Here is a 3,111-nt window from a genome sequence, read left to right as displayed (position 1 = left end):
CGTACAGCAAGGAGCTGATCGGCCTCGCGCGCCGCGGCGTGCCGCGCAGCGCGGCGCTCGCGGTCGAACGCGAACGCTTCGTCGACCTGTTCGAGACGAATGACCCGCGCGAAGGCGTGGCCGCGTTCCTCGGCAAGCGCGCGCCGCAGTGGCACACCGATGGAGAGTCGCAACGATGAGCACGCCGGTCATGAATCACGACGCGTTCGCGGAGCAGGCCCCCGAGGTGCTGTTTCGCGTGGTGAACCGCGTGGCGCTGATCACGCTGAACCGGCCGGCCGCGCTCAATGCGCTGTCGTACGCGATGATCGGCGAGCTGGCCGCGCTCCTCGAGCGCTGCCGTGACGACGACCAGATCGTCGCGGTCGTGCTGCGCGGCGCCGGCGAGAAGGGCTTCTGCGCGGGCGGCGACGTGCGCGCGTTGTACCGGATGGTCGCGCAGCGCGAAACCTGGCTGCCGTTCTTCGTCGACGAATACCGGCTCGACTACGCGATCCATACGTTCCCGAAGCCGGTGGTCGCACTGATGGACGGCGTGACGATGGGCGGCGGCATGGGCCTCGCACAGGGCGCGGCGCTGCGCGTCGCGACCGAGCGCAGCAAGATCGCGATGCCGGAAACGCGCATCGGCCTCGTGCCCGACGTCGGCGCGACGCATTTCCTGTCGCGCATGCCGGTCGAACTCGAACTGTACGTCGGGCTGACCGGCGCGATGCTGTCGGGCGCCGACGCACTGACCGCGAAGCTCGCGGATCTGTGCGTGCCGTCCGCGTGGCTCGATACGTTCGAGACGCGCATCGAAAGCGTCAAGTGGGAAGGCGATGCGTTGCCGCTGCTGCGCAAGGTGTTCGAGCCGCCGTGCAACGTCGTGCCGCATGCGGCGCTCGACAGCCAGATGCCGTGGATCGTGCGTCACTTCGACAAGCGCTCGACCGTCGAGCGGATCGTCGCGACGCTCACGCAGGATCTCGCACGCGAGGAACTGTCGCGCGAGCACCGGCAATGGCTGCAGGCGACGCTCGATGCGCTCACCGGCCATTCGCCGACGATGCTGTACGTGACGCGCGAGGCGCTGCTGCGTGGCCGCCAGATGACGCTGGCCGAATCGTTCCGGATGGAGCTCGGCATCGTCGCGCGCGCGATCGAGGAGGGCGACTTCTGCGAAGGCGTGCGCGCGCATCTCGTCGACAAGGATCGCAAGCCGCGCTGGGCGCCCGCGTCGCTCGTCGAGCTGCGCGCCGAACGCGTGCGGCATTTCCTCACGTCGCCGTGGAAGCTGTTCGCGCATCCGCTCGCGGCGCTGGGCGCGGATTGAACGGCCGGCACGCGGCCAGCAACCTGCAAGGCGGCGCATGCTTCGGCTGCGCCGCTTTTTTATTTCGATGTCGGCACGCATCCAGTGCCGGACATGCGAGAACACGCATTACCATCAGCCGCGCTAAATCACAACCGCCGGGGTTGGATGAAAATCTCAATGATAATTTCCGGATTCAAGGGCGGCGGATGAGGGTTTCTGCTTGCCATGGAATCGGCAAAGCCATTAGTATCATCAAACAAAATTTGATTGCCTGTTCGATAATTTAAAGTCGCCTTATCGAAAGCGCGCATGAAAATACCGCTATTCGATAAAAATCCGAGGCAAGCATGGGGCAAAGGGACTATTCCGGGCAGGGTGCAGTGTTGCCTGCGACCGGGCGTTCCAATGGGGCGTACTGGCAACGCCACCGTGGCCGCCCGTCCATGGTGCACGGGTTGGCTTGCTGAGCCGTGCCGGTTGCGCGGATTCCGCGGGATGAATCAGGTGTTCGGCCATCGGTCAGGCCATCGGTTTGCGTCCGGGTGCGTGGCTGCTGCTCGATTGGCGGCAGTCGTGCATCAACTGCTTTTCAGAAGGATTCGTTACGCATCCGGTGTTTCAGCGTGAGTTGACATGAGTTTCGTCGCGTCTTGATTGGATGCGTGAATGATGGATGATTGAATCTGAAATAATCGAATGTTCTGTTTTTGAGTTTGGCATTTAATTTCAACTACTTCTAATTACATTTCCATGTGGATTGGCCGGAGCGTAGCAGACGGTCGGGGCGCTGCCCGATGAAGACACTCGCGTATCTTGCCGGCCTGACCGCGGTCGGGCTGGTGCTGCGGTATGCGGGCGTTCCGCATGGCCTGCTGCTCGGCGCGATTCTCGCCGCAACGATCGCGACCAGCCGGTTCGGTTTCGCGCCCAGGTTGCGCTTCGGCCTCGAGTTCGTGCAGATCGTGCTCGGCACGGCGACCGGCTTGATGTTCAGGTCGTGGGACACGCAGATGGTCGTCTCGATCGTGCCGAGCCTGGGCGTCCTGCTCTTGTGCCTGGCCGCGCAGATCGTGGTCGGCAGTCTCTGGCTGTCCCGCGTCTCGCGCTGGAACCGGGCCGATGCACTGCTGGCCGTTTATCCCGGCGCACTCGCCGCGGTCTTCGACCTGCTGGAATCCGAGCGTGCGTCGGCCAAGGTGATCGTCGTGCATCTGGTGCGGCTCGTGTCGATCACGGTGCTGGTCAGTTGTTTCATTCCGGCGCAGGTGGGCGCGCCGCAGCAAGTCGCCGTCGCTGCGCTGCCGGTCGCGACGGTGCTGGCGCTCACGGGGCTGGTGGCGCTGAGCGTGCTGGTCGGGCGGACGTTGCTCGGATTCGGTATTCCGGCACCGTTCATGATCACGGCCATCGTGCTGACCGGCGTGTTCGTGCGAGCGGGGTGGCTGCCTGACGTCGAGGTGCCGGCGTGGTGTGTCGATGCGGCGTCGGTCATCCTGGGCGCGCTGATCGGCGCGCAGTTCAGGCAGATCACGCTGGCGGACGGGCTGCGATACGGCCGAACCGGCGTTGCATGCATCGCGCTGATGCTGATGGTGGCCGGTGCGTTCGCGTGGGGGATGGCGCGGCTGTCCGGCTACGGGGTGCTGCCGCTGTGGCTCTCGTATGCGCCTGGTGCCATCGAGACGATCACGATCGTCGCCTACGGCGGCGGCTTGAACGTCGTGTTCGTCCTGTCTCATCATCTGACGCGGCTGGTCGTGCTGCATTTCGCGCCGGCGGCACTCGCCCGCGCGCGCCGTCGGCGGATGCTGGCG

Annotated in this window: 3 protein-coding genes and 1 pseudogene; 3 read left to right on the top strand and 1 reads right to left on the bottom strand. The window is 65.1% G+C overall.

All coding sequences use genetic code 11. The features are described from left to right. Both JYJ84_RS32635 and JYJ84_RS32630 read left to right on the top strand, forming a co-directional pair. Window positions 1-179, top strand: a pseudogene (locus JYJ84_RS32635) (enoyl-CoA hydratase); the annotation flags it as partial. Continuing rightward, window positions 176-1,315: an enoyl-CoA hydratase/isomerase family protein gene (locus JYJ84_RS32630; protein ID WP_122947739.1), complete on the top strand. Its 1,140-nt coding sequence runs from the start codon at window positions 176-178 to the stop codon at window positions 1,313-1,315. The pseudogene JYJ84_RS32635 and the gene JYJ84_RS32630, both read left to right, overlap by 4 nt. A 128-nt stretch (window positions 1,316-1,443) precedes the next feature. On the opposite strand, the gene JYJ84_RS32625 is transcribed toward JYJ84_RS32630, so the two are convergent. Then, complete coding sequence (locus JYJ84_RS32625) at window positions 1,444-1,608, bottom strand: hypothetical protein (protein WP_175220041.1); 165 nt, start codon at window positions 1,606-1,608, stop codon at window positions 1,444-1,446. 483 nt (window positions 1,609-2,091) lie between these two features. Here JYJ84_RS32625 and JYJ84_RS32620 point away from each other — a divergent pair. After that, on the top strand, window positions 2,092-3,111 hold a 1,020-nt coding region (locus tag JYJ84_RS32620), incomplete at its 3' end, for an AbrB family transcriptional regulator (protein ID WP_205189986.1).

This window comes from Burkholderia sp. LMG 13014 (assembly GCF_905232215.1).
Taxonomy (GTDB): Bacteria; Pseudomonadota; Gammaproteobacteria; order Burkholderiales; family Burkholderiaceae; genus Burkholderia.
Note: the sequence above shows the minus strand (reverse complement) of the source record. Positions and strands in the feature narration are given on the sequence as shown.